The following is a 23,351-nucleotide window of genomic DNA, read 5'->3' on the forward strand; positions in this document are numbered from 1 at the left end:
GATGAACGTGAACACGATCTCCACACGCGGCACCGAAGCGCTGCTGGCCGTGATGGCGGTGGCGGTGGCGGCCTATGCCTTTCTCGCGTATGCCTTGCTGCCGGCGGGCGTGCATGTCGGCGAACCGATGCAGGAGGTGTACCGCCTCAACCCCATCGTCATCCACACGCATGCGTTTGCGGCCGGCCTCGCCCTGCTGCTCGGGCCCTGGCAGTTCTCCTCGCGCCTGCGCGCGCGTCGCCCGCAGCTGCACCGCTGGGTGGGTCGCATCTACCTCGTGGCCGGCATCGTGGTGGGGGGCGTCTCGGGGCTGCTGCTGTCGCGGCTGGCGCAAGGCGGCTGGGTGGCGCAGCTTGGCTTTGCCTGCCTGGCCATCGCGTGGCTCTACACCGGCTACCGAGGCTACCGCGCCATCCGCCGCGGCGAGCGCGCGCAGCATCGCCGCTGGATGTTGCGCAACCACGCGCTCACGCTCGCCGCGGTGAGCCTGCGCCTCTACATCCCGCTGTTTCTCGCGAGCGGCGTGCCCTTCGAGCTCGCCTACCCGGTGATCGCCTGGATCTGCTGGGTGCCGCACCTGCTGATCGCGCAGTGGTGGCTCGGCCGCAAGCCGCAGGTGGCGACAGGAGCGCTTCCTACAATGCCGCGATGAACTCACCCGCCGCCTCGCCGCTCGTCCGCCTGATCCAGCAGGCCGTGGCGCGCGAAGCCGGCTGGTTGCCCTTCGACCGTTTCATGGCGATGGCGCTCTACGCGCCGGGGCTTGGCTACTACGCGCACGGCAGCCGCAAGTTCGGCCTGCTGCCGCAGTCGGGCAGCGACTTCGTCACCGCTCCTGAGCTCTCGCCTCTCTTCGGCCGGGCGCTCGCGAAGCAGGTGGCGCAGGCGCTCGAGGCCAGCGGGAGCACTGAAATGTGGGAGTTCGGCGCCGGCTCCGGCGCACTGGCCGAGCAGCTGCTCGGGTCGCTCGGTGAGCGTGTGACGCGCTACACCATCGTCGATCTGTCGGGCAGCCTGCGCGAGCGCCAGCGCGAGCGCCTCGCGCGCTTCGGCGGCATCGTCCACTGGGCCGACACGCTGCCCGACCGCTTCAGCGGCGTGGTGGTCGGCAATGAGGTGCTCGATGCCATGCCGGTCAGGCTGCTGCACTTCGACGGCGCGCACTGGCAGGAGCGCGGCGTGGTGGTGAACGAAGGCGGCTTCGCCTGGCAGGACCGCCCGACCGCCGACCGCCCGCCGCACGAGGGCCCGTTCCTCCCCGGCACCGTCACCGAGGTCCACCCGCAGGCCGAAGCCTTCATCGCCACGCTGGCCGACCGGTTGGAGCGTGGCGCCATCTTCCTCATCGACTACGGGTTCCCCGAAGCCGAGTACTACCACCCGCAGCGCCACGGCGGCACGCTGATGTGCCACCGCGCCCACGTGGCCGACACCGACCCGCTGGCCGACGTGGGCGAGAAGGACATCACCGCCCACGTCAACTTCACCGGCATCGCACTCGCCGCACAGGACGCCGGGCTTGAGGTGCTGGGCTACACCTCGCAGGCGCGCTTCCTGCTGAACAGCGGGATCATGGCGCTGCTGGAAGGCGCCGACATCCCCACCATCGCCCACGCGCAGAAGCTCCTCCACGAGCACGAGATGGGCGAGCTCTTCAAGGTGATCGCCTTCGCCCGCGGCTGCAATGCGGACTTCATGCAACAGCCTCTCGGGTTCACCGAGGGCGACCGCACGCACCGGCTGTAACCCATGATCCGCTGGCTGATCGTCATCTTCCTGCTGCTGCTCATCTTCCAGGGCCTTCACCGCTGGCTGGAGAAGATCGGCCTCGGGCGGCTGCCGGGCGACTTCCGTTTCCGCCTGTTCGGGCGCGAGTTCTTCCTGCCCGTGGCGAGCAGCGTGCTGCTGAGCCTGATCGCGCTGGGCATCTCGAAGGTGGTGTGAGGCCCTGAACCAGGCCCTGGCGGGCCATGGCTCCTTTGGCCGATGCCGGTGCGCGCGCTGCTGGCCACACTGCCGGCCAGCATCACAGGAGCCTTCATGTACCGCACCCTTCGCCTCGCCTGCGTCGCCACGCTGGTCGCTGCCTTCGCCGTGTCGGGCGCCCGCGCCGCAGACGCACCGCCGTCCATCGCCTCGCTCTTCCAGCGCGTGCCCGACCTGCCGGCCACCGCCGAAGAGGCCGCCACCTGGGTCGACAAGACCGGCCGCCTGGCGCACCCCGGTCTGCTCGCGCTCAAGGCCGACATCGCCGCCCACCAGCGCGCGATGGAACAGGTGCAGCTTGCCACCGCGCAAGACCACCAGGCGCAGGGCGCGGTGGTGGCCGAGAACCTGAACACAGGGCTGGCCAACATCGGCATCGACATGGCGCGCATGCAGCGCGACCCGGCCTACGCGCAGGAGGTGCAGGACCGCATGCGCAGGATGTCGCCGCAGGAGCTGATGGCGATGTCGCAGAAGATGAACGCGCCGCTGAACGCCGACCCGCGCTTGCGCAACCAGGCACAGGCGATGGTGGACGACGTGCCCGCGGTGCGCGCCGCTGCCGAAGCGGGCCGTGCCTACAGCGAGGGCCAGCTGGCCCGCCTGCAGTCGCACCAGCAGCTCTGGCGCGAGGCCGACGACGCGGCCGCGAAGCTGCGCCAGAAGCCGCTGCAGGCCAAGGTGGCCAAGCCGAAGATGGAGTGGGAGAACATCGGCTGCGATGCCGGCTGCCGCGCTGCATGGGACGCCTATGCGAGCGCCATGCTGCCGCTGATGATCGCGCGCGACACCGAGGCGCTGCGCCTGCACCGCGCCACCCTTCAGCGCCACCGCGCCGCGGTGGCCGACGGCCTCAAGGCCGCTGACAAGCACTTGGTCGCTTCCCAGTACGGCGTGGCCTCGCGCAGCCAGGCCCACCGCGGGTGGATCGCCGGCTATGACGCCGCCGCGCTGGGCGAGATCAGCTTCCTCGTCGAGCGCATCACCGACAGCGTCAGGAGCGCCGCGGTGGTGGCCCACTGCGGCAAGCAGATCGTGCTCGCGCCCGGCGCCGTCTGCCGCTGACTGGGGGCGCGCCCTGTCGCCACCAGGACGGGGGAGGGTGCGCGCCAAGCGTGGATTTCTACCGCCCGGTCCGCATGGAGCATCGCTATATTCCGGCGCCGGGAGAGAGAGATTTCATGCAACCACGTTCACCCCTTCGCTGCGCGCTGCTGGGAGCAGCCGCCGCGTTCGTGCTGGCCGTCGCACCGGCGGCCCAGGCCCAGTCCATGCACCGCTGCACCGACGGCGGACGGGTCTACTACTCCGACCGGGCCTGCCCGGCGAGCGGCTCCACCCGCATCACCACCTTCGGCCCGGCGCGCGAGAACAGCTATGCCAGCCGCTCGCCGTCGCCCGCCAAGCTGGAGAAGGCGCCCGAGCACCAGGCCTACCTGAGCCCCGAATGTGCGTCGCTCAGCGATGCGATCCGCACGGCACGCACCCGCGGCGTGGGCTACGACACCCAGTCGGAGCTGCGCGAGGAGTACCACCGCAAGTGCCGCGAGCAGGAGCGCGAGGCCCAGATGCAGCTGCGCGAAGAGGAGGCCAAGCGCCGCAACGAGGCACGCCAGCAGCGCACCGCCCAGCAGCAGGAGCGCGCCCAGGCCTCGATGACGCTCGAGCAGTGCCGCGAGATGGGCCGCATCGTGGCCGAGCGCAAGAAGCGCTTCGACAGCATGACCGCCGGCGAGAAGGGCGACTTCGAGCGCTTCCAGGCCAACTTCAGCGAGCGCTGCCGGGGCCTCTGAGCGCCGGTCAGTCGCCCGGTCCCTCGATCGCCGCGGCCACCGCGGCCTGCCGCGCGTGGCGGATCGCGTCGCCGATCGCCGCGCCCTTCCAGCCTTTTGCCAGGGCCTCGGCCGACACCGAGGCGGTGTTGACCGCGAGCGCCGCGTCCAGCGCCCGCTGCAGCCGCGCACGCTGCGGGTAGGGCACGTTCTCCAGCCCGGTGCGCCCGCGCGCATCGCATTCGCAGGCGAGCAGCATCTCGGCGAAACGCTGCGGCCGGCGCCAGGCATCGCAGCGCTCCAGGAGCCGCATCACGGCCGCAGCGTTGAGCTCGCCACTGCGGTGCACGTTGCCGTGCTCGCGTGCCACCACCACCGCGAGCTCGCGGCACTCGGTGGGCACGCGCAGGCGTTCGCACACCGCTTCCACCAGCTTCACGCTGCGGGCTTCATGCGCCAGGTGGCGCGGCAGCGCCTCGGCCGGCGTCGTGCCCTTGCCGAGGTCGTGCCCCAGGCAGGCAAAGCGCACGGTGAGCGGCGCCTGCAGCTGCGCCGCCATGTCGAGCACCAGCATCAGGTGGACGCCGGTGTCCACCTCCGGGTGGTGCGCCGGCGGTTGTGGCACGCCCCACAGGCGGTCGACTTCGGGCAGCAGCTTGGCGAGCGCGCCGCAGCTGCGCAGCACCTCGAACATGCGCGAGGGCTTGCGCTCCATCAGCCCGCGCGAGAGCTCCTGCCACACGCGCTCAGGCACGAGGGCATCGACCTCGCCGGCGTCCACCATCTGGCGCATCAGCACGGTGGTCTCGTCGGCGACGCGGAAGTCGGAGAAACGCGCCGCGAAGCGCGCGAGCCGCAGGATGCGCACCGGGTCTTCGGCAAACGCCGCCGACACATGGCGCAGCACCTTGGCCTTCAGGTCACGCTGGCCGTGGTAGGGGTCAATGAGGCGGCCGTCTTCCTCCTGCGCCATCGCGTTGATGGTGAGGTCGCGGCGCATCAGGTCTTCCTCGAGCGTGACGCTCGGGTCGGCATGCACGGTGAAGCCGCGGTAGCCCGGCGCCGACTTGCGCTCGGTGCGCGCGAGCGCCACTTCCTCCTTGGTCTGCGGGTGCAGGAAGACCGGGAAGTCCTTGCCGACCGGGGTGTAGCCGGCGGCCACCATGTCCTCGGGCGTGGCGCCGACGGCCACCCAGTCGTGGTCGTTCACCGGCAGCCCGAGGAGGGCATCTCTCACCGCACCGCCGACCCTGTAGGTTTTCATGGCCGGCAGTTTAGGAGCACGGTGTCAGCGCGAGGTTCGATAGTCCTCGTTGCCCGCCAGGAAGTCGTGCTCGGCCAGCGCGTCTTTGGTCCACGCGGCGACGCTCTTGAGCGACTGCACGCGCTCGATGTAGGCCGTGATGGCCGGCGGCACCGGCAGGCCGTAGGTGACGATGCGCTTGACCACCGGCGCGTAGAACGCATCGGCGATGCTGAAGCTGCCGAAGAGCAGCGGGCCCTGGTAGGTGGCAAGCAGCTCGCCCCACATCTGCACGATGCGGTCGAGGTCGGCCCTCACCTGCGGCTGTTCGGCCAGCACGCGTGGGCCCACGTGCTGCAACTGGGCCTCGATGTTCATGCCGAAGTGCGTGCGCAGCGCGCTGAAGCCCGAGTGCATCTCGGCCACCACGCTGCGCGCGCGGGCGCGCGTCTTGGCATCGGTGGGCCACAGCGCCTTCTCGGGGAATTTCTCGGCCAGGTACTCGGCGATGGCGAGTGAATCCCAGATCACGAGGTCGCCATCCACCAGCACCGGCACGCGCCCGGCCGGGTTGAGCTTGACGATCTCTTTCTTGAAGTGCGAGTCGGGCACCGTGTAGTCGAGGCGCATCACCGTCTCGTCGAAGGGGATGCCGGCCTCCTTCATCAACACCCAGGGGCGCATCGACCACGAGGAGTAGTTCTTGTTGCCGATGTAGAGGTGCAATGCCATGGGCGTCTCTTCGTCTTGTCAGGGGGTCTGCGATGCTAGGTCAGGCGGCGGTGCCCGTCGATGACAACGCCGCATCGCCTTGATGCGGCCACGGCATCGGCCGCCGTTCGCCGTTGGTTCGGCCGCGCGTCAGCCGCGCCGGGCTTCACGCCGCCAGCCGTCGAGTCGCGTGGCTTCGCCGTACCGCGACAGCACCTGCGGCATCACCGCTTCGAGCGCCGTGGGGCGGATGCCGAGCGCGGCCAGCCCTGGCGCCTGGCCATTCGGCACGTTGGGCACGGCCATCGAGTCGAGGTTGTCGCGCGACATCAGCGGCTCGCCGGGCAGCAGCTCCAGCAGGCGGGCCTGCAGCCGGCCGAGCGCGGGGGGCAGCGGCACGATGCGCCGCGGGTGGCCCGACCATGCCCCGGCCCGCTGCACGAGTTCGCGCAGGGTGTACGGCCGGGGCCCGGCGAGTTCATAGGTGGTGCCGATGGTCTGCGGCGAGCGCAGCACTTGCACGATGGCCTCGGCCACGTCGCCCACCCACACCGGCTGGAAGCGCGCGTCGGCGCAGGCGAGCGGCATCACCGGGAAGAGCGCCTGCAGCTGCGCGAAGAGGTTGAGGAAGCGGTCCTGCTCGCCGAAGATGACCGACGGGCGCAGCACCGTGAGGTCGAGCTTCGCCCCGCGCAGCACGGCCTCGCCTTCGGCCTTGCTGCGCTGGTAGCGCGAGGGCGCATCGGGCGCCGCGCCCAGCGAGCTCACGTGCACGACACGCTTCACGCCGGCAATCGCGCAGGCCCGCGCGAGCCGGCGCGGCAGCTCCACGTGCACCTCGCGGAAGGCGCTTTCGCTGCCATGCAGGATGGCGATCAGGTTGACGACCGCGTACTTGCCGCGCAGCAGCCGCACGAGCTCGGGTTCGTCGAAAGACCGGGCCGGCAGCACCTCGACGCCGGGCAACATCCACAAGGGCTTGGCCCGCGCAGGCCGGCGGCTCGGCACGGTGACGCGCGCGGCGCCGTCGCCGTCGGCCACCAGGTGCTCGCACAAGGTGCGGCCGACGAAGCCGCTGCCGCCCAGCACGAGCACCGGCTTCACGGCAGCTCCCCGTTGCTGGTGGGCGCCGACGCGAGCCGCGGGCCGACCATGCGGCCCAGGCGTGCCTTGAGCGAGGGGGCCTGCGCCGGCTGAGGTGCCGAGGCGCCGGACGGCGCGGGGGCCGGTGCGTTGAGCAGGGCCGAGTAGAAGATGGCGTTGGACAGCACCTTCTTCACGTAGTCGCGCGTCTCGTTGAAGGGCACGTTCTCGGCCCAGATGGCGGCTTCGAGCACCGGACCTTCGCGCCAGCGGCGCGGGCGGCTCGGGCCGGCGTTGTAGGCCGCGGCGGCCAGCAGCTCGGAGCCTTCGAAGTCTTCGAGCACCAGGCGCAGGTACTGGGTGCCGAGCTTCAGGTTGGTGTCGCGGTCGGCGATCATGTCCTGCGAGAAGGGCAGGCCGATCTTCCGCGCCGTCCAGCGGGCGGTGGCCGGCATGATCTGCATCAGGCCCGAGGCGCCCACGTGGGAGCGCGCGTCCATGATGAAGCGCGACTCCTGGCGGATGAGGCCGTACACGTAGGCCGCATCAAGCCCGATCTCCTTCGCACGCGCCTGCACCTCGCGCTTGAAGGGGGTGGGGTAGCGCTGCGCGAGGTGGATCTCGCCGCGCGTGCGGTCGCTGGTGTTGATGCAGCGGTCCCACACCTCCTTGTCGCACGCGAGCTGGGCGGCGGCGATGAGCGCGCGGTCGTCCATGCCGCGCAGGGTGAAGTTCCATTCGCGCACGCCTTCGTTGCGCAGGCCGATGGCGATGAGCTGCAGCGCACGCTGCAGGCCCGGCTCGCGCGCGGCGGCCTGGCGCTCCGCGTCGGTGAGCGGCGCCGGCGGCTCGGGCAGCGTGATGGGGCGGCCCAGCTCTTCGGCCGCAAGCGCGCCGTAGAAGCTCAGCTGGCCGGCGATGCTGCCGAGCATCTCCTGCGCCTGTGCGCTTATGGCCTGCGGATCGCTCGAATCGGGGGCGATGGCCTTGAGCGCACGCGCCTTCCAGTAGACCCAGGTGGGGTCACGCTGCTCGGCGGGCGCCATCGCGTTGATGGCCTGCACCACCTGCTGCCAGCGCGGCTTGCCGTTGTTGGCGCGCAGGGCGGCGCGGGCCTTCCAGGCGAGCGTCTCGTCGGCCCAGTCGATCTCGACCGCGGCCTTGCCGGCCATCAGCGCGGCGCGCTGGTAGTGGTCCGACGCATCGGGCAGCAGCTTGATCGCGGCCTGCTTGGCGACCGCGGCCCAGGCCCAGGCGCCCAGCTCGGCGGGCAGCAGGTTTTCCCATTTGCCGCGCAGGCTGCTGGCGGCGGCATCGGGGTCGTTCGCCGCCAGGCGCATCAGGGCGAGCGTGGCGAGCTCGCGCTCGGTGCGGTTGCGCGGGTTGGCCTGCGCGAGGAAACGCTCGGGCCTGTCGAGCAGGGCACCGGCATCGTCGCCCGCTTTCGCGCTGATGAGCGTGGCCGCCTGGCGCACGGCGCGCGGCTTGTTGGCGTCGACCGAGAGGCGGGCGCGGCGCCATACGTCGTCGTCCTTCAGCTGCTTGGCCTCGTACAACGAGGTGGCGAGCAGGTTGCAGCCGTCGTCGCCTTCGCGCTGGGCGAACCAGGCGGCACGGCCGGCGCTGCGCACGTCCTTGCCGTCGAGGTGGTCGGCCAGCAGCGCGTAGCAGGTGACCTCGCGGTCGTCGTTCATGCGAAAGCGCGGGTAGTCGGCGGCGAGCGCCTTCCATTCGCGGCGGCGGCCGAGCTCGAGCAGCCAGTCGTTGCGCAGGCGGTCTTCGACGTAGGTGCCGCTCCAGCGGCGGTAGAAGGCCTCCACCTCGTCGAGCGAGGCGGCGTAGAGGCGGCTGTTGAGCTGCCAGTAGTCGACCCACATCGCGAGCGGGTGGCGCTCCATCATCGCGGCGCCGCGCATCTGGGCCAGCTTCACGGTGTCGCGTTTGCCGAAGGCGTCGCGGGCAGCGACGATCGCGTCGTTGCCGGTCTGCGCAAAGGCCGGGCCGGCCGGCCCCATGAGGGCAAGCCCCAGCCCCGCGACCATCATGCGCGTGGCTCTCAAGCCGGGTTCCAATACTGCTCTCAACACCACGTCTCGTTGCCCTTCATCGTGTCTGATCCATCCCGCCCCACCCGCCCCGCGCTGCGCGCGCAACTGCTGGCTGCCCGCGAACGATTCGCCGCATCGGCAGAAGTTTCAGCGGCCGTCGCGGCCATCACGCGGGAGTTGGGGCAGGTCATCGACCACCTGGAGCCCGAGTGCCTGGGCCTGTACTGGGCGATGCGATCGGAATTTAACGCAGCATCCCTGTGGAGCGACGACAGCGACGCCACCACCTTCTCGCTGGCGTTGCCTTTCGCACAGCGCGCCGCGCGTCAGATGCACTACCGGCTGTGGGACGGGCAGGCGCCGCGCCTCGTGGACGAGTGCGGCATCGCCACGAGCGATGGCGACAAGGTGGTGCCCGACGTGGTGCTGGTGCCGTGTGTCGGCTTCACCGCGGGCGGGTATCGCCTCGGCTACGGCGGGGGGTATTTCGACCGCTGGCTGGCCGCACATCCGCACGTCACGGCGGTGGGCGTGGCCTGGTCGGTCGGGCTCGTGGCCGACGCCGACTTCACGCCCGAGCCGCACGACCAGCCGCTCGCGTTCGTGGTCACCGAGAAAGGCGTGGTCTAACGCTCGCCCAGCGCGGCGCGCGTCTGTTCCGCGCGCGTCTCCACCCAGCGGCAGAACTCCTCCACCTCCTGCCGGTCGCGTGCCTGCGGCGAGGCGATGAGCCAGTAGGCGAGCGGCGTGGCGATGCGGCCCTGCGGGCCGAAGGGCTCGACCAGGTCGCCGCGCTCCAGTTGCTCGGCCACCAGCGGCAGGCGTGCGAGCGCCACGCCCTGGCCGGCCATCGCCGCCTGGATCTGCTGGTAGGTGTAGTTGAGGTAGAGCCAGCGGCGCGGCTGCGTCTTGGGCGCACCCTGCTGCGCGAGCCAGTAGCCCCAGCTCAGGTACTCGGAGCCGTGGCGGTGGTCGTCTTCCTCGGTCACGGTGTAGTGCGCGATGTGTTCGGGCTTGCTGAGCGGTGGTGACGCACCCTGGCGGATCTGCTCCGCGAGCCACGGGCTGATGACGGGCGTGACCACCTCGCCGAAGAGCCGCTGCGCCCCGGCCGGTGCGCGCTGGTGGCCGGTGTAGCGCAGGATCAGGTCGAACTCCGGGTCGAGCGGGTTGGCGAGCGTGTCGGTGGCCTGCACGCGGATGTCGATCTCGGGGTGCTCGCGCTGGAAGGCTTCCATCTGCGGGATCAGCCACATCGAGGCGAACGAGGCAAAGGTGTTCACGCTCACCACCCGCCGCCCCTGCGCCTGGCGGATCTGCTGCACCGTGGTGTCGATGCGCGTGAGGCTGGGCGCCAGCGCGCGCAGGAAGCTGGCGCCGTCGTTCGTGAGCTCGACCTTGCGCGTGCCGCGGATCAGCAGCGTGGCGCCCAGGTCTTCTTCCAGCGACTGGATCTGCCGGCTCACCGCCGACTGGGTGAGGCTCAGCTCGTCGGCGGCGGCGCGAAAGCTCAGGTGCCGGGCCACGGCCTCGAAGGTGCGGATCGGGCCCACGAAGAGCGGGCGGCGGCGGAAGTTGTTCATGGTGATTGATGACGATCAAGCATCAATGGGTTGTGCCCATTTCATTGGACCAGGGGGTCGGGCGTGCCTATTCTCCAGCTATCCCATCGCAAGGAGCTACATCATGACCCAGGCAACGATGACAATTTCGCAACAGTCCGGTTCTGCGGAATGGACCCTGCCCGTGGGCGAGGCCCTGCGCCTGGACATCGGCCCCGGCGCCCGCGAACTGCGCGTCACCCAGGGCCGCCTCTGGCTCACCCGCGATGGCGCCGCCGACGAGCCGGCCGAAGACGTCTGGCTGTCGGCGGGCGACACCATCGCGCTCGACTCGGGCAGCGAGTGGGTGATCGAAGGCTGGGGCGAGACGAGCTTCCAGCTGCTGGTGCCGCCGCAGGCCTGCCCCACGTTCGCGAGAAGGCTCAGCGCTTCGACGCGGGCTTCTTCTTCGCTGGCGCGGCTTTCGTTCTGGCGGCCGGCGCCGGCGCTGGGCTGAGCCGGGTCTTGCGGGCGGTGGCCTTCCGGGCCGCCGCCTTCTTCGCCGGCTTCTTGGCGTTGAGGGCCTTGAGCGCCGCCTGCATCGCCATGCGCCCCCAGGGCAGCATCAGCATCGGCGACTCGAGGGCGTCGTCGGGTGCGGTCCAGAAACCGAGCACCACGCGCTTGCCGTCCTTGGTGTCGAAGTCGAAGGGCTCGCAGCCCGCCGCCTCGAACCGGGGCCGGGACTCATCGTCCACCTTCAGGTAGAGCCGCTCCGCAGCGGCCATGCCGATGAAGAGGCCATCGACGTAGAAACCGTGGCCGCCGAACATGCGGCGAGAGGTCGTCGGCCCGAGCGGGCTCAGCAGTTCGAGGCAGTGCGCGGCGAATTCGGGTGACGAGGACATGCGCGCGAGTGTGCCCAAAGCACCTCGCCGCGTCAGCCGCCCTTGCCAGCCCCTGACACCGCGGCGGTGGTCGCTCCCGCGGCCAACGGGAAGCGCACCACCACCCGCAGCCCGTGCGGCTTCACCGATTCCAGCGTCACCTGCCCGTGGCTGCGCTCGACGATCTCCTTCACGATCGCAAGGCCCAGGCCGCAGCCGTTGCCTTCGTGCGTGGCGCGCACGAAGCGCTGGAAGATGCGCTCGTGCTCGCTCTCGGGCACGCCGGGGCCGGTGTCTTCCACCGTCAGCACGGCCTCGTGGCCTTCGGCATGCGCGCTGACCGTGACACTCGCACCACGCCCGGCGTATCGGATGGCGTTGTCGACGATGTTGACCAGCGCCTCGCGGATCAGCATCGCGTTGCCCGTCACCGGCAGGGGTGCCTCGGCGTCCTCGCTGCCGAGGTCGATGCCGGCGGCCAGCGCGCGTGGCACCTGCTCGGCCGCCACCTCGCGCGCCAAGCGCTGCAGGTCGAAGCGGGTGCGTGACTGCGCGGCGGCCGCCTCCGGCTCCGCGCGGGCCAGCGCGAGCAACTGGCTCACGAGGTGGGCGCTGCGGGTGGCGCTCTCGTGCACGAGCTTGAGCCGCGCGCGCAGTTCGGGGTCGGTCGCGACCGTGGTGCTCGCGAGCGCCAGCTCGGTCTGGCTCTTCAGGCCCGCCAGCGGCGTGCGCAACTGGTGGGCCGCATCGCTGATGAAGCGGTTCTGCGCGTGCACGCTCTCGCGCACCTCGGCCAGCAGCGTGTTGAGCGCAAGGGCGAGGCTTTTCACTTCCTCCGGCGCCGCTTCCAGCTTGATCGGCGTGAGGTCGTTGATCGCGCGCGCTTCCACCAGCGCGCGCAGGCGCGCAAGCGGGGCCAGGCCACCCCGGATGCCGCCCCACACAATTGCCGACATCAGCACGATCAGCAGCGACAGGGGCAGGGCGGTGTCGATCAGGATCTGCTGCGCCAGCTCTTCGCGGCTCGCGCGGCTCTTGGCCACCTGCACCAGCAGCGTCTGCGGCCTGCCCGGCTCGCCATACGCGAGGTAGAGCGCGACCACGCGCACGTTGATGTCGCGGCCCGCCTCGGCGCCGGGGGTGCCCACCCGCTCGCCCGGCTTGTCGTTGTAGCGGTCGTGGAGCGTGCCGTCGTAGAGGTAGGGCTGGTTGAGCTGCGGGTGGGGGATGCCCGCCGGCGCCGGCATCTGGCTGTTGCCCAGGATGAACTCGCCTGGCGGCGAGCTCACCTTGTAGTAGAGCCGGTCGTCGGGGTCGGCCTCGATCACGTCCTGCGCGGCGCGCGGGAAGTCGATGTAGAGCCCGCTGCCGCTCGGCTTCACCTGCCGCGCGAGCGCGCGCGAGGCGGTGGACAGGCTGGCGTCGATCGCCTGGTTGGCATAACGCTCGGCGAGCTTGTAGGTGAAGATGGCCGCGGCCATCCACAGCACGAGCTGGGGCAGCAGCAGCCACAGCAGCAGGTGGCGGTGCAGCGATCGGCTGCCCGGGGTGAGCCAGGCTTTCCAGCGGGTCACTTAAGGCGTCTCTGTTTCGAGCAGATAACCCAGGCCGCGCACCGTGCGGATCGACACCTTCGAGCCTTCGAGCTTGCGCCGCAGGCGGTGGATGTAGACCTCGATGGCGCCGGGCGTCTGCTCGCTGGTGTCGCCGGTCCAGCCTTGCACGATCTGCTCTTTGGTCACGACCTTGTCGCGCTGCGTCAGCAGCAGGTCGAGCAGCGTCCACTCGCGCGGCGACAGGTCGACCGGGGTCTTGTCGATGCTCGCGCGGCGGGCTTCGCGGTCGAAGCGCAGGAGGCCGGCCTGCTGGGGCGCAGCCGCGGTGGTGGCACCGTGCGCACGGCGCAGCAGGGCGCGGATGCGGGCCTCGAGCTCGGGGAAGTCGAAGGGCTTGGTGAGGTAGTCGTCGGCACCGGCGTTCAGGCCGGCGACGCGCTGCTCCATGCCGTCCCACGCGGTGAGCACCATCATCGGCAGTGCCGGCTTGGCGGCGCGCACCTTCTTCAGCACGCTGAGGCCATCGACGAGCGGCAGGCCGAGGTCGAGCACGCCGAGGTCGAAGTCGTGCTTGAGCAGCAGGTACTCGGCGACGGCGCCGTTCTCGGCCACTTCGACCTCGAAGCCGCAGCCCTTGAGGTTAGCAGTGAGCGCATCCGCGAGGATGGTGTCGTCTTCGGCGAGCAGGAGCTTCATCGGCGGGGCATGTTCAAGCGCCCGCGATGGTAAGACAGCCCCTGCCGCCGCCTCGGAGTGTTTGCCCCGAGGCGGCTGCCGAGCCGAGGGCTTCAGCTCAGAACCAGACTTCGACTTGCGCGCCGTAGCTGGTGCCACTCGTCTTTCCGTCGCCAATGCCGGTGACGCCACCGGTGCCGGCCGCTGCGTTGGCGGCGGCGTTCCACTTGGCCGAGGTCACGTAGAGGCGCAGCTCGGGGCGGGTGAAGAAGCCGGGGCCGGTCGACAGCGCCGGGCCGACGGTCAGCTTGGACAGCTTCTGGGTGGCCGAGCCGTCCGGCTTCTTCTGCGAGTAGGCCGCTTCGGCCAGCAGCTTCAGGTGCTTGCTCACGGCATACGACACGCGGCCGCCGACCGTGGCCGAGTTCGTCTTCGCGCCGCCATCGGCCTTGTCCTGCTGGAACATCGCCTGGGCCTGGCCGCCGAAGGGGCCCATCTGCCAGTTGACGCTTTCCACCACGCGCAGGCCACGTGACCCCGACGGTGCGGTCAGGTCGCCGAAGTTGCCGTCCAGGCCGGCAGACCCTTGCGCGTACTGCAGCCACAGGTTGTTGGTGATGTTGGCGCCGACCGCCTGCGTGTGCTGCAGGCTCAGGCCGAAACCGTTGGTGCCGGCGGCTTCCGGCGGCACGGCGGAGGTGTCGGCGCTGAAGTGGCCCTTGGTGAAGGTGCCGACCGCCGTCAGCTTGCCGCCCGGATTCACCTCCATGCCGGCCAGCGTCAGGTTGACCCGCGAGCCGGGGCGGTTGTCGTTGTCCGTGCGGAAGAAGGCCAGGTTCAGCTTGCCGCCGGCGATGTCGACGATGCCGTCGGCACCCGCGCCCACGCCCGACAGGTTGGTGTAGAACGTGTCGACGATGTGCACGTCGGCACGCTGGTAGAAGCGCTTGCCGATCCAGAAGCTGGTGTTGGGGGCAATGTCGAAGCCCTTGCCTTCCACGTACATCTGGTTGATGCCGACCTTCTCGTCTTCGGTGTCGGTGCCACCGTTGTAGAGGTTGGTCATCAGGTGGGCCTTGTATTCCACCTCCTCCACCTTGCCGGTGTGGCTCAGCAGGAATTCACCGTAGAAGTCGCACTCGTTGCCGAGGCGGTACTTGAGGCCGGGGCCATTCAGGCCGTAGCAGGCGCGGGACGCGTCCTTCTTGGTGGCGCCGGGGCCGGCGCGGAAGTAGCCGCCGAAGTCGACGGCGTGGGCGGAGCCGGCCACGAAGGTGGTGGCAAGCGCGGCGGCCAGCGCCAGGGTGCTGGGCGCAAAGGTGCGGAGGGCTGTCATTGGAATGTCTCCAGGTGGTGGTTGTTTCGGGAAAAGAGCGAAGCCATCGGTAGCGGGCTGGCGGGCCCAGGCTTCGGCGCGCATTGTTTTCAGAAACATTAACAAGATTAATTTGGTGTTAACCATGAGTTGCTGGAAACGCACAGCCTTTTGGCGAGGTGCTTTCCTCGACAGAGGTGAAAACCAAGGGTAAGCCCGAGGTTCAAGCAGTTAATTAATCGTTAATGTTCGGCCCCGATCGCTTTCGAGTGCTGCAGCCCCGACCCGATCTCCCCCGACACAACACACGACGGAGACATGCGAATGACCCCCACCCGCACCCCTGCACGGTCAACGACCCGCGCGCTGCACATTGCTGCTGTCGCCACCCTGCTCTGCGCTTCCCTTGCTGCCCGCGCCGGCGAAGTGGAAGTGCTGCACTACTGGACTTCCGGCGGCGAAGCCAAGGCCGCCTCGGCCTTGAAGGCCACGCTGCAGGGCAAAGGCCACAGCTGGAAGGACTTCGCGGTCGCCGGCGGCGGCGGCGACTCGGCGATGACGGTGCTCAAGTCGCGCGTGGTCTCGGGCAACGCCCCGGCTGCCGCGCAGATCAAGGGCCCATCCATCCAGGAGTGGGGCAACGAAGGCGTGCTCGCCAACCTCGACGACGTGGCCAAGGCCAACAACTGGGACGCCCTGCTGCCCAAGGTCGTCTCCGACGTGATGAAGCACAAGGGCCACTACGTCGCCGTGCCGGTCAACGTGCACCGCGTCAACTGGCTCTGGGCCAACCCCGAGGCGCTGAAGAAGGCCAACGCCAAGATGCCGACCAACTGGGACGAGTTCTTCGTCACCGCCGAGGCGCTCAAGAAGGCCGGCCTCATCGCCGTCGCCCACGGCGGCCAGAACTGGCAGGACTTCACCACCTTCGAGTCGGTCGCGCTCGGCGTCGGCGGTGCCGACTTCTACCGCAAGGCCCTGGTGCAGCTCGACCCCGCCACGATCAAGGGCCCGACCATGCTCAAGGTGCTCACCACCTTCAAGAAGGTGAAGGGCTACACCGACAAGAACGCCCCCGGCCGCGACTGGAACCTGGCCACCGCGATGGTCATCCGCGGCGAAGCCGGCATGCAGCTGATGGGCGACTGGGCCAAGGGCGAGTTCATCGCCGCCAACAAGGCCCCGGGCAAGGACTTCCTCTGCGCCGCCGCTCCCGGCACCGGCAACGCGTTCACCTTCAACATCGACAGCTTCGCGATGTTCAAGATCAAGAACACCGCCAACCTGCAGGCGCAGAAGGACATGGCCGCCGCGATCATGTCGCCCGAGTTCCAGGAGACCTTCAACCTGAACAAGGGCTCGATCCCTGCGCGCCTGAACATGGACATGGCCAAGTTCGACGACTGCGCCAAGCTGTCGAGCAAGGACTTCGTGGCCACTGCCAAGGGCAACACGCTGGTGCCGTCGATCGCCCACGGCATGGCCGTGTCGTCGGCAGCAGAGGGTGCGATCAAGGACGTGGTCTCGCAGTTCTGGAACACCGACACCATGACGCCTGAGCAGGCCATGGATCGCCTGGTGGCCGCGGCCAAGACGAAGTAAGTTGCAGAGCGAAGACGGGAGCAAGTCAGAAGCTTGTCCCTTGGCGGGCTGCGCTACCGCGCAGCCCGCGTTTTTCTCTCTCACCCTGGTTTTGACATGAGTTCCCCGTTTGCCACACGCCTCGCCCGCTGGATGCCGCGCCTCGCAGTCGCGCCCGGCTTCGCGTTGTCGTTCGCCTTCATCTACGGCCTGATTGCCTGGAACGGCGTGCTGTCGTTCTCGGCCTCGCGCCTGCTGCCCAACTACGAGTTCGTCGGGCTCGCGCAATACGTGGCGCTCTTCGAGAGCGAACGCTGGCGCGTGGCGCTCGTGAACCTGGGCATCTTCAGCGGCCTCTTCATCGGCGTGGGCCTCGCGCTCGGCCTGCTGCTCGCGATCCTGCTCGACCAGAAGATCCGTGCCGAAGGCGCGCTGCGCACCATCTACCTGTACCCGATGGCGCTGAGCTTCATCGTCACCGGCACCGCGTGGAAGTGGATCCTCAACCCCGGCCTCGGCCTCGAGCACCTGGTGCGCGGATGGGGCTTCGAAAGCTTCACCTTCGACTGGCTGGTCAACCCCGACATGGCCATCTACACCGTGGTGATCGCCGGTGTGTGGCAGAGCGCGGGCTTCGTGATGGCGCTCTTTCTCGCCGGCCTGCGCGGCATCGACGATTCCATCCTCAAGGCGGCGCAGATCGACGGCGCCACGCTGCCGCGCATCTACTGGCGCATCATCATCCCGAGCCTGCGGCCGGTGTTCTTCAGCACGCTGCTCGTGCTGGCCCACATCTCCATCAAGAGCTTCGACCTCGTGATGGCGCTCACGGCCGGTGGCCCGGGCTTTGCGACCGACATGCCCGCGACCTTCATGTATGCGATGAGCTTCTCGCGCGGCCAGATCGGCCTGGGTGCGGCCTCGGCCACCATCATGCTCTGCACGGTGGCGGCCATCGTGGTGCCCTATCTCTATTCGGAGCTGCGGGGAGAGCGTCGATGAACTCCCGGCACGTTCACCGCATCGCCATCTGGTCGGTGCTGATCCTCTTCGCCGTGTTCTTCCTCGTGCCGCTGTACGTGATGGTGGCCACCTCTCTGAAGGACATGGACCAGGTGCGTGGCGGCTCGCTGCTCGACCTGCCGAACGGCCTGGACTTCGGCGCCTGGCGCAAGGCCTGGTCGGAGGCCTGCACCGGCACCGACTGCGGCGGCCTGAAGCCCTTCTTCGTCAACTCGCTGCTGATGGTGATCCCGGCGGTGCTGATCTCCACCGCGCTTGGTGCCGTCAACGGCTACGTGTTCGCCAAGTGGCGCTTCAAGGGCAGCGAGCTGATGTTCGGCCTGATGCTCTTCGGGGCCTTCATGCCGCTGCAGGTGGTGCTGTTGCCGATGTCGCAGGTGCTCGGCTGGTTCAACCTGGCCGACTCGATCTGGGGCCTCGTGATCGTGCACGTGCTGGTGGGCCTCGCGACCACCACGCTCTTCTTCCGCAACTACTACGTGTCGCTGCCCGACGAGCTGATCCGTGCAGCCATGCTCGACGGGGCCGGCTTCTGGCGCATCTTCTGGCGCATCGTGCTGCCGCTGTCGACGCCCATCCTCGTCGTCACGCTGATCTGGCAGTTCACCGCCATCTGGAACGACTTCCTCTTCGGCGTGGTGTTCTCCGCGGGCGATGCCAAGCCGGTGACGGTGGGCCTCAACAACATGGCCAACACCAGCAGCAGCGTCAAGGAATACAACGTGGACATGGCCGCCGCCATGATCGCCGCGCTGCCGACGCTGCTCATCTACGTGTTGGCAGGCAAGTACTTCGTGCGTGGGCTGACGGCCGGCGCAGTCAAAGGTTGAACTGAATCATGGGCGCACTTTCCATCCGCCAGGTCCGCAAGAGCTACGGTCCCGTCGACATCCTCAAGGGCATCGACCTCGAGATCGACGAAGGCGAATTCCTCATCCTCGTCGGCCCCTCGGGCTGCGGCAAGTCGACGTTGCTCTCGATCATCGCGGGCCTCGACACCGCAACCTCCGGCAACATCCAGATCGCCGGGCGCGACGTCACGCACCAGCTGCCGCGCGACCGCGACATCGCGATGGTGTTCCAGAGCTACGCGCTCTACCCGAACATGAACGTGGCGCAGAACATCAGCTTCGCGCTCGAGATGCGCAAGGTCGGAAGGGCCGAACGCGAAGCCGCTGTCGCGCGAGTCGCCAAGATGCTGCAGATCGAGCACCTGCTCGACCGCAAGCCGGCGCAGCTCTCCGGCGGCCAGCGCCAGCGGGTGGCCATGGGACGTGCGCTGGCGCGCAACCCCAAGCTCTTCCTCTTCGACGAGCCGCTGTCGAACCTCGACGCCAAGCTGCGCGTGGAGATGCGCGCCGAGATCAAGCTCTTGCACCAGCGCACGCGCACGACCACCGTCTACGTCACGCACGACCAGGTGGAAGCCATGACGCTCGGCGACCGCATCGCGGTGATGAAGGACGGCATGGTGCAGCAGTTCGGCACGCCCGACGACATCTACAGCCGCCCGGCCACGAAGTTCGTGGCCGAGTTCATCGGCTCGCCGGCGATGAACATGGTGCAGGCCGCCGTCGCGGGCGATGCACTGAGCGTGAACGGGCAGACCGTCACCCTCGCCCCCGAGCAGCAGCAGGCCTTGCGCGCGGCCCCGCCGAAGGCAGGCTGCGTGCTCGGCGTGCGGCCCGAGTGCGTGCGCCTCGCCGATGCCGGGCTCGGCGGCCGCCTGACGCTGCTCGAGCCGACCGGGCCCGACACCTATGCCTTCGTCGACACGGCCCTCGGGCCGCTGGTGCTGCGCACCGGCGGGCGCGTGGCCCACCGGGTGGGCGATTCGGTGCACGTTGCGTGGGATGCACGGGACCTGCACGTGTTCGACGCGCAGAGCGAGCGCCGCATCGGCTGAGGCGGCGTGGGCGTCACGGGTTGATCTTGAACCCGGTGTCCTTGACCATCTTTCGATACCGCGCGATGTCGTCCTGGATGGCCGCGGCCAGCTCCTTCGAGGTGCTGCCCACCGGCTCGTAGTCGACGCGCGCGAACTGGTCGCGCACCTCGGGCAAGGCCACCACCTTCGCCATCTCGGTCTGCAGCCGCTGCACGATGGCCGGTGGCGTGTTCGCCGGGGCGAGCAGTGCGGCATAGCCCTTGGTCACCATGTCGATGCCCTGCTCCTTCATGGTGGGCACGTCGGGCAGCGTCGGCGAGCGTTTCTCCGAGAAGATGCCCAGCGCGCGCAGCTTGCCGTTGCGGATCATCTGCACCGAGTTGAAGGTGTCGATCATCACGTCCGTCTGGCCGCTGACCACCGATTGCAGCTGCGGGCCCGAGCCGTTGTAGGGCACGTTGAGCAGCTGCGGTGCGTTGATGTGGAGCTTGAGCTGCTCGCACATGAGGCTGTAGCCGCTGGTGCCCGCGGCGAAATTCACCGGCCGCTTCCCGCTGTGCACCAGCTCGACGAAGTCCTTCAGCGTCGGCGTGGGCAGGCTCGCGTTGGCCACCAGCAGCAGCGACCACGAGGCCACCATGCCGATGGGGGCGAAGCTCTTCACCGGGTCGTAGTTGGCCTTGTAGAGCAGCGGCGTGAGCCCGAGCACGCTGCCGGCCGGGAAGAACAGCGTGTACCCATCGGGCGCGGCACGGGCCACCATCTCGGCGCCGATCATGCCGTTGGCGCCGGGCTTGTTCTCGACCACCACCGCCTGCTTGAGCGAGAGGGCCAGCTTGTCGGCGAGCAGGCGCGCCACGACATCGGTCGAGCCGCCGGGTGCGTAGGGCACGACGATCTTGATCGTGCGCGCCGGGTAGTCGTCTGCAGCACGGGCAGGCAGCGCACTTGACGTGCCGAGCGCCGCAAGACCCAGCAGCACCGCGCGGCGACGCAGTTGCGACGGCAAACAAGTCTTCATATGTTCTCCTGAGTCGATCGGGTCGGTTGGGCATCGGGCCGGAGGCCCGGCGAAGGCGCACTGCCCGCCGTCGCGCCGGCATCCACGGGCAGGATCACGCCGGTGACCCAGCGCGCCTCGTCGCTCGCCAGATAGGCCACGGCCTGGCCCACGTCCCAGCCCGAGCCTTCGACCTGCAGCAGCGAGCGCTTGCGGCGCTGCTCGCGCACCTCGGGTGTCATGCGCCCGGCCACCATCGGGGTGTAGACCATGCCCGGCGCCACGCAGTTGACGCGGATGCCTTCCGGTCCGTGGTGCGCGGCCATCGCTCGCGTCATGTTGACGACCGCGCCCTTGGAGGTCGGGTACAGCAGCGACGGCGTGCCGCCGATGAGGCCGGCCACGGACGCGATGTTGACGATCGCGCCCGCGCCGCGCTGGCGCATCTCGGGGATCGCGTACTTGGCCATCAGCATCATCGAGGTCACGTTGACGCGCAGCGCGCGGTCCCATTCCTCGAGGTCGACGGCCACCGCGTCGCCGGTGGGCCCGCCGATGCCGACGTTGTTGACCAGGATGTCGACGCGCTTCCAGGCCTCGACGGCGGCCGCGACGGCACGCTGGCACTGCGCTGCCTCCGACACGTCGGCCGCCAGGGCCATTGCCGTGCCGCCATCGGCGGTGATGAGGCGCTCTGTGTCGCGCGCGGCCTCCAGGTTCGTGTCCAGCAGCAGCACCTGGGCGCCGCGGCGGGCCAGAAGGATGGCGGCGGCGCGCCCGTTGCCGATCTCCGCGCCGCGCGAGCCGGCGCCGGTGACGATGGCCACGCGGCCCGCGAGACTGCTGCTCGCAGGCGCGGCGTGGGGCGTGTCGAACGACGGAAAGGAAGCGGTCACCGTGTGGAGGGCGTGGCCCGTGGCGCTACTGCGGAGCCTGCAGCGTAGCCAGCCGCGGCGCGATCGTCGCCAAGGGACATGCCCCTATTGAAACGTTTCACCGTTTCGGTCAGGCAGGCCCCAAGCCGCACCTTGGCGGCACGCTCAGGGCGTGGCGTTCGCGCAGTCCAGCCAGTGCGCGGGCACCCCGGCCGTGGGCATGCCCACGACGAGCGCCCTCATGCCGAGGCGCTTGAGGTGGCGCAGGCCGAGGCGGGTCTCGATGACGTCGGCGTTCCCGGTGAGGCGGACCAGCCGGGTGTTGGTGAGCGTGAGCAGGTGGTCGATGTCGACGGCCGCGTCACGCGGGGTGGGGCGGGTGGGTGAATTCGGGAATGACCGCAGGTCCATGGACATCGCCTTGCAAGCTGCACGCACCCGTCGCAGGCCAAGGGCCCGCGGGGCTCGCAAGGGATATCGGCAACGGGGCGGCGAGATTGAGCCCGCGCGGCGTCACAGCGGCTGGATGCCCAGCGCCCGCACCACCAGCTCCTTCTGGCCGAACGACTGGGCGAGCGCCTGGCGGTATGCCGCCCACCACTGGGGGTCGAGGTCTTCCACCATCACCTCGTAGACCACGATCACGTCTTTCACCGGCTCGTCGGTGCTGCGGTCTTCGTCCTTCCAGAGGCCCCGCGCGGGCGACTGGCTGTAGGCGGTGAGGCCGCCGAAGCGCGCGACAAGCGTCTCGCGCACGTCGTCGAATGCGGCCTTGGGCACCGCGGCTCCCGTGCCGTCGAAAAGGGGCAGGAGCAGTTGAACGAGGTGGTGTTTCGGCACGATGGAAATCTCGTGACTGCGCGCTACTTCTTCAGCATCGCGCCCATCTGCTGGTGGATGAGGTTGATCGCCTTCAGCGGCCGGATCATCACCTTGAACTCGACGATGCGCCCCTCGTCGTTCCACTTGATCATGTCGACGCCATTCACCGCGATGCCGTCGATCTCGACCTGGAACTCGAGCACGGCATCGCGCGGGCCGGCGATCTCGCGCACGTAGGCGAAGGTCTCGTTGAAGAAGACGTTGAAGGCCGCGGCGAGGTACTGCGTCGTGATCGCCTTGCCGACCTGCGGGGTGTGCACCACCGGCGAGTGGAAGACGACCTCGTCGGCGAGCAGCGCGTCGAGGCCCTTGGCATTGCGGGTCGACACGAGCTCGTGCCAGGTGGAGAGGGTGTTGATCGGCATGCGCGGCCTCGAAGGAGGAAGTGGGGAGGTGATTGTGGCTTCGACCGGTGCGAAACGAGCTTTCCGTTGGGTGCGGACTACACTCGCCGGCCCGCCGCACGGAGCCCCCGCTGTCCCTTGTCCTCCCCCTGACCATGCCCAAGGAAGAACTGATTGAAATGAACGGCACCGTTGACGAGATCCTCCCGGACTCGCGGTTCCGCGTGACCCTCGAAAACGGGCACCAGCTCATCGCCTACACCGGCGGCAAGATGCGCAAGCATCACATCCGCATCCTCGCGGGCGACAGCGTGTCGCTGGAAATGTCGCCCTACGACCTGAGCAAGGGCCGCATCACCTTCCGCCACCTCGACCGCCGCGGCCCGGCACCGTCGCCGAGCGCGACGCCGCGCCGCGGGCCGACCGCGCGCTGACCCCCGGGTCACAAGCGGCGAGCACATCCTTCGACGCCACACCGGCAGCGCAGGCGCCCCTGGTGATGCGTCTCGCCGTAGTTCACGGTGAGCTCCTCGCCGACCGCGATGTCGCGCATCGCGTAGAACTCCACCCGACCCTGGCTGAGCTTGAGCGAGGCATTGGGCCGGCACGAGTGGTTGATGAAGCGCAGCGCATCGGTCGACTGCGAGGCGTCGATGGCCCGCCGGGCCGACACCGCGATCATCATGATGCGGGCCTGCCCGCGGCTGCGGCGTTGCGCCTCCTGCAGGCTCACCGATTCGCCGCGCACTTCGCCGATCTTGCGGCGGGCCGGGATGGCCTGGGCTGCAATCACGCCCTGGCCATCGATCGTGCTCGGCGCCACCGTCAGCGCGAACTTCTGCGGATCGGCGGGCACGCCGCGGGGGCGTGGCGCTGGCGCCGGCGGTGACGCTGGCGCCGGTGGCGTGAGGATCGACAGGCGGGGCATGGCGCGATTGTCG

27 protein-coding genes are annotated in these 23,351 nt (G+C 69.3%); 12 read left to right on the forward strand and 15 right to left on the reverse strand.

From position 1 onward, the window contains the following. Nucleotides 1-7 precede the first annotated feature (7 nt). From JI745_RS18900 to JI745_RS18920, 5 genes are all read left to right on the forward strand, one after another. Entirely contained in the window at nucleotides 8-652 is a 645-nt protein-coding gene (locus tag JI745_RS18900) for a DUF2306 domain-containing protein (protein WP_201810536.1), read from the forward strand. Continuing rightward, complete coding sequence (locus JI745_RS18905) at nucleotides 649-1,746, forward strand: class I SAM-dependent methyltransferase (RefSeq protein ID WP_201810538.1); 1,098 nt, start codon at nucleotides 649-651, stop codon at nucleotides 1,744-1,746. Before JI745_RS18900 ends, JI745_RS18905 begins: the two co-directional genes overlap by 4 nt. 3 nt (nucleotides 1,747-1,749) lie before the next feature. Then, nucleotides 1,750-1,944 (forward strand): DUF2905 domain-containing protein, encoded by a 195-nt coding sequence (locus tag JI745_RS18910; RefSeq protein ID WP_201810541.1) that lies wholly within the window; start codon nucleotides 1,750-1,752, stop codon nucleotides 1,942-1,944. Between the two features lie 96 nt (nucleotides 1,945-2,040). Beyond that, nucleotides 2,041-3,051, forward strand: coding sequence for a hypothetical protein (locus JI745_RS18915; protein ID WP_201810544.1), 1,011 nt, complete (start codon nucleotides 2,041-2,043; stop codon nucleotides 3,049-3,051). A 116-nt stretch (nucleotides 3,052-3,167) separates the two neighbouring features. Further along, nucleotides 3,168-3,779 (forward strand): DUF4124 domain-containing protein, encoded by a 612-nt coding sequence (locus JI745_RS18920; protein ID WP_201810547.1) that lies wholly within the window; start codon nucleotides 3,168-3,170, stop codon nucleotides 3,777-3,779. Between the two features lie 7 nt (nucleotides 3,780-3,786). Here JI745_RS18920 and JI745_RS18925 read toward each other — a convergent pair whose 3' ends face one another. The 4 genes from JI745_RS18925 to JI745_RS18940 all read right to left on the reverse strand — a co-directional run bounded on the left by JI745_RS18925 (nucleotide 3,787) and on the right by JI745_RS18940 (nucleotide 8,840). Next, nucleotides 3,787-5,022, reverse strand: coding sequence for a multifunctional CCA addition/repair protein (locus JI745_RS18925; RefSeq protein ID WP_201810556.1), 1,236 nt, complete (start codon nucleotides 5,020-5,022; stop codon nucleotides 3,787-3,789). Nucleotides 5,023-5,046: 24 nt separating this feature from the next. Continuing rightward, nucleotides 5,047-5,733 (reverse strand): glutathione S-transferase family protein, encoded by a 687-nt coding sequence (locus JI745_RS18930; protein ID WP_201810559.1) that lies wholly within the window; start codon nucleotides 5,731-5,733, stop codon nucleotides 5,047-5,049. A gap of 129 nt (nucleotides 5,734-5,862) precedes the next feature. After that, a complete protein-coding gene (locus JI745_RS18935; RefSeq protein ID WP_201810562.1) occupies nucleotides 5,863-6,816 on the reverse strand; it encodes a complex I NDUFA9 subunit family protein in 954 nt (317 codons plus the stop codon). Beyond that, nucleotides 6,813-8,840: a lytic transglycosylase domain-containing protein gene (locus JI745_RS18940; protein ID WP_201810564.1), complete on the reverse strand. Its 2,028-nt coding sequence runs from the start codon at nucleotides 8,838-8,840 to the stop codon at nucleotides 6,813-6,815. Before JI745_RS18940 ends, JI745_RS18935 begins: the two co-directional genes overlap by 4 nt. Before the next feature lie 63 nt (nucleotides 8,841-8,903). Here JI745_RS18940 and JI745_RS18945 point away from each other — a divergent pair, with 63 nt between their 5' ends. Further along, a complete protein-coding gene (locus tag JI745_RS18945) occupies nucleotides 8,904-9,473 on the forward strand; it encodes a 5-formyltetrahydrofolate cyclo-ligase (RefSeq protein ID WP_201810567.1) in 570 nt (189 codons plus the stop codon). Here JI745_RS18945 and JI745_RS18950 read toward each other — a convergent pair. Further along, the gene (locus tag JI745_RS18950) at nucleotides 9,470-10,426 is read right to left on the reverse strand and encodes a LysR family transcriptional regulator (RefSeq protein WP_201810570.1); all 957 of its coding nucleotides are present in this window, start codon (nucleotides 10,424-10,426) and stop codon (nucleotides 9,470-9,472) included. The genes JI745_RS18945 and JI745_RS18950 overlap by 4 nt on opposite strands. Before the next feature lie 103 nt (nucleotides 10,427-10,529). Here JI745_RS18950 and JI745_RS18955 point away from each other — a divergent pair, with 103 nt between their 5' ends. Continuing rightward, on the forward strand, nucleotides 10,530-10,901 hold the full coding sequence (locus JI745_RS18955; RefSeq protein WP_236675046.1) for a DUF2917 domain-containing protein: 372 nt from the start codon (nucleotides 10,530-10,532) through the stop codon (nucleotides 10,899-10,901). Here the strand turns inward: JI745_RS18955 and JI745_RS18960 are convergent. From JI745_RS18960 to JI745_RS18975, 4 genes are all read right to left on the reverse strand, one after another. Beyond that, nucleotides 10,828-11,292: a TfoX/Sxy family protein gene (locus JI745_RS18960; RefSeq protein WP_201810572.1), complete on the reverse strand. Its 465-nt coding sequence runs from the start codon at nucleotides 11,290-11,292 to the stop codon at nucleotides 10,828-10,830. The genes JI745_RS18955 and JI745_RS18960 overlap by 74 nt on opposite strands. A 32-nt stretch (nucleotides 11,293-11,324) precedes the next feature. After that, the gene (locus JI745_RS18965) at nucleotides 11,325-12,845 is read right to left on the reverse strand and encodes a sensor histidine kinase (protein WP_310738697.1); all 1,521 of its coding nucleotides are present in this window, start codon (nucleotides 12,843-12,845) and stop codon (nucleotides 11,325-11,327) included. Beyond that, nucleotides 12,846-13,523, reverse strand: coding sequence for a response regulator transcription factor (locus tag JI745_RS18970; RefSeq protein ID WP_201810574.1), 678 nt, complete (start codon nucleotides 13,521-13,523; stop codon nucleotides 12,846-12,848). A gap of 97 nt (nucleotides 13,524-13,620) precedes the next feature. Continuing rightward, a complete protein-coding gene (locus JI745_RS18975) occupies nucleotides 13,621-14,838 on the reverse strand; it encodes a carbohydrate porin (protein WP_201810576.1) in 1,218 nt (405 codons plus the stop codon). Nucleotides 14,839-15,135: 297 nt separating this feature from the next. Here JI745_RS18975 and JI745_RS18980 point away from each other — a divergent pair, with 297 nt between their 5' ends. The 4 genes from JI745_RS18980 (at nucleotide 15,136) to JI745_RS18995 (ending at nucleotide 19,327) form a co-directional block, all read left to right on the forward strand. Continuing rightward, nucleotides 15,136-16,419: an ABC transporter substrate-binding protein gene (locus JI745_RS18980; protein ID WP_404932819.1), complete on the forward strand. Its 1,284-nt coding sequence runs from the start codon at nucleotides 15,136-15,138 to the stop codon at nucleotides 16,417-16,419. A gap of 96 nt (nucleotides 16,420-16,515) precedes the next feature. Further along, complete coding sequence (locus JI745_RS18985) at nucleotides 16,516-17,400, forward strand: carbohydrate ABC transporter permease (RefSeq protein WP_201810582.1); 885 nt, start codon at nucleotides 16,516-16,518, stop codon at nucleotides 17,398-17,400. Continuing rightward, nucleotides 17,397-18,251, forward strand: a complete 855-nt coding sequence (locus JI745_RS18990; RefSeq protein WP_201810585.1) for a carbohydrate ABC transporter permease — start codon at nucleotides 17,397-17,399, stop codon at nucleotides 18,249-18,251. The genes JI745_RS18985 and JI745_RS18990 overlap by 4 nt, the downstream gene beginning before the upstream one ends. Before the next feature lie 8 nt (nucleotides 18,252-18,259). Then, nucleotides 18,260-19,327 (forward strand): ABC transporter ATP-binding protein, encoded by a 1,068-nt coding sequence (locus JI745_RS18995; RefSeq protein ID WP_201810589.1) that lies wholly within the window; start codon nucleotides 18,260-18,262, stop codon nucleotides 19,325-19,327. A gap of 13 nt (nucleotides 19,328-19,340) precedes the next feature. Here JI745_RS18995 and JI745_RS19000 read toward each other — a convergent pair whose 3' ends face one another. The 5 genes from JI745_RS19000 to JI745_RS19020 all read right to left on the reverse strand — a co-directional run bounded on the left by JI745_RS19000 (nucleotide 19,341) and on the right by JI745_RS19020 (nucleotide 22,431). Next, a complete protein-coding gene (locus JI745_RS19000) occupies nucleotides 19,341-20,330 on the reverse strand; it encodes a tripartite tricarboxylate transporter substrate binding protein (RefSeq protein WP_236675047.1) in 990 nt (329 codons plus the stop codon). After that, on the reverse strand, nucleotides 20,327-21,205 hold the full coding sequence (locus JI745_RS19005) for an SDR family NAD(P)-dependent oxidoreductase (RefSeq protein ID WP_201810592.1): 879 nt from the start codon (nucleotides 21,203-21,205) through the stop codon (nucleotides 20,327-20,329). Before JI745_RS19005 ends, JI745_RS19000 begins: the two co-directional genes overlap by 4 nt. A gap of 144 nt (nucleotides 21,206-21,349) precedes the next feature. Next, complete coding sequence (locus tag JI745_RS19010; protein WP_201810594.1) at nucleotides 21,350-21,595, reverse strand: hypothetical protein; 246 nt, start codon at nucleotides 21,593-21,595, stop codon at nucleotides 21,350-21,352. A 102-nt stretch (nucleotides 21,596-21,697) separates the two neighbouring features. Next, complete coding sequence (locus JI745_RS19015) at nucleotides 21,698-22,024, reverse strand: hypothetical protein (RefSeq protein WP_201810596.1); 327 nt, start codon at nucleotides 22,022-22,024, stop codon at nucleotides 21,698-21,700. Between the two features lie 23 nt (nucleotides 22,025-22,047). Then, the gene (locus tag JI745_RS19020; RefSeq protein WP_201810599.1) at nucleotides 22,048-22,431 is read right to left on the reverse strand and encodes a nuclear transport factor 2 family protein; all 384 of its coding nucleotides are present in this window, start codon (nucleotides 22,429-22,431) and stop codon (nucleotides 22,048-22,050) included. Nucleotides 22,432-22,565: 134 nt separating this feature from the next. Between JI745_RS19020 and infA the strand changes: the two genes are divergently transcribed. Continuing rightward, a complete protein-coding gene (gene infA / locus JI745_RS19025) occupies nucleotides 22,566-22,844 on the forward strand; it encodes a translation initiation factor IF-1 (protein WP_201810602.1) in 279 nt (92 codons plus the stop codon). Nucleotides 22,845-22,852: 8 nt separating this feature from the next. Here infA and JI745_RS19030 read toward each other — a convergent pair whose 3' ends face one another. Beyond that, a complete protein-coding gene (locus JI745_RS19030) occupies nucleotides 22,853-23,338 on the reverse strand; it encodes an SET domain-containing protein (RefSeq protein ID WP_201810605.1) in 486 nt (161 codons plus the stop codon). Between the last annotated feature and the right edge of the window lie 13 nt (nucleotides 23,339-23,351).

This window comes from Piscinibacter sp. HJYY11 (genome assembly GCF_016735515.1).
GTDB lineage: Bacteria > Pseudomonadota > Gammaproteobacteria > Burkholderiales > Burkholderiaceae_C > Rhizobacter.